Below are 1,911 nucleotides of genomic sequence, written 5' to 3'. Positions count from 1 at the left end.
AATGATGATGTGGATAAAGCATCTACTGTTTATGAGACCCTGCTTACGCAACGTCCAGATTCAGTCGCTGCCTTGAATAATTTGGGGTGGATTTACTTTGAACGCGGCGATAAGAAAGCACTTGAGCTGTTGAGCCGTGCCGCGGAACTCGCTCCAAACAGTGCGGCAGTTCTTGATAGCTATGGATGGGTGTTGCACAAGTTTGGAAGAACTGAAGAAGGCTTGCCTTACCTTGAGAAAGCGGCTGCCTTACAGCCAGATAATGCCGAGATTCAAGGACATTTCTTAGAAGCTAAAAACTAAGTTTAATATTGGGGTCAGAGTAAAAGTACTCTGACCCCAGTTTCAAACAAAGCCAAATAGTATCAAGGAAGATCTATGGCTCGCTCACTCCGTCAATGCCCTGCGGGTATGACGCAGCACCTCATTCAAAGGGGCGTTAATCGCCAACCTTGTTTTATTGATACACAAGATTATGTCGCATATGCCTCATGGCTAAATGAATACGCGCGAACGTTTGATGTACATATCCATGCTTGGGTCTTCATGACCAACCACGTACATTTGTTAGTCACGCCGCATACTGATAAGTCAATTTCTCAGATGATGCAGTGTTTGGGACGTCGTTATGTGCGTTATTTTAACCATAGGTATGAGCGATCAGGTACTTTGTGGGAAGGGCGCTTTAAGTCCTTAGGGATTGAGGATGACTCTTATGTACTTGCTTGTCAGCGTTACATCGAACTGAATCCGGTTAGGGCTGGAATGGTTAAGTCAGCGAGTGATTATTTTTGGTCTAGTTACAAAGTTAATGCGCTAATAAAATCTAGTTTGCTTTGGACTGCTCATCGAAGCTATTTGTCCCTCGGAGAGGATCATGAAAGTTGCGCTAGGGCATATCGTAATCTTTTCTAGCGTGATAAACATTGGGGTCAGAGTAAAAGTACTCTGCCCCCCATGTTTTTACTCAGCTTCAATGCCGTGTTTTTCGAATAATGAATACAGCGTCGGACGTGTAATACCGAGTATACGAGCCGCTTTTGCCATATTCCCATGTGAGCCTTTAATCGCTTGCAGGCATGCTGTTTTTTCGGCCTGATCGCGGATTTGCTTCAAATTCAAAGAGCCTTCTGGAAGGCTAGCTTCCGAGCTTTCTAGCTCTAAATCTTCAGCACTTACGTTCATCCCATCTGCCATAATTGCGGCGCGCTTAATTTTATTGATCATCTCGCGCACGTTACCTGGCCAGTCATAACTTCGAATAGCTGCCATTGCGTCTTCAGATAGTCGCAAATCACCACGATTCATTTCGCTACTAATAGACTTGAGAAGTGCTTGTGCAATGAGTACAGAGTCGCCTTCGCGCTCTCGAAGCGCAGGAATATTTAGCGTGATTTCACTAATGCGATAATAGAGGTCTTCTCGAAAGCTTCCCTGAGATATCAAGTTATTGATGTCTTGGTGCGTCGCGCAGACAACACGTACATCAACTGGAATTTCTTTAACGCCACCAACGCGTTCAATCACACGCTCTTGTAAAAAACGTAGCATTTTGGGTTGAAGAGAGGCCGGCATATCGCCAATTTCATCCAAGAATAAGGTCCCACCGTGAGCGAGCTCAATTTTGCCTTTCTTTTGTTGATGGGCGCCTGTAAATGCGCCTTTTTCATGGCCAAATAACTCGCTTTCAAGCAGGTTTTCAGGGATCGCTGCACAATTAATTGCCGCAAAAGGAGCGTCGCNACGAGGGCTCAAACTGTGGATCGCCCGTGCTAAAACTTCTTTACCTGTGCCTGTTTCCCCTAAAATCAGCGTGCTGACATCAGCAGGTGCGATTTTTTCAAGAGTGCGACAAACTTTGAGCATGCTCGGGCTATTCGCTATTACACCCGGAATGCCAGAGTTTGATTG

At 45.4% G+C, this 1,911-nt stretch carries 3 protein-coding genes; 2 read left to right on the top strand and 1 reads right to left on the bottom strand.

All coding sequences use genetic code 11. The features are described from left to right. The coding region (locus tag A3738_RS04945) for a tetratricopeptide repeat protein (protein WP_197473600.1) at nt 1-303 on the top strand (303 nt) is incomplete at its 5' end. A 75-nt stretch (nt 304-378) separates the two neighbouring features. Then, a complete protein-coding gene (locus A3738_RS04940; RefSeq protein WP_068477719.1) occupies nt 379-915 on the top strand; it encodes a transposase in 537 nt (178 codons plus the stop codon). Between the two features lie 48 nt (nt 916-963). On the opposite strand, the gene A3738_RS04935 is transcribed toward A3738_RS04940, so the two are convergent. Continuing rightward, a partial coding sequence (locus tag A3738_RS04935) for a sigma 54-interacting transcriptional regulator (RefSeq protein WP_068763408.1) occupies nt 964-1,911 on the bottom strand: 948 nt, incomplete at its 5' end.

Source organism: Oleiphilus sp. HI0066 (assembly GCF_001635725.1).
Note: the sequence above shows the minus strand (reverse complement) of the source record. Positions and strands in the feature narration are given on the sequence as shown.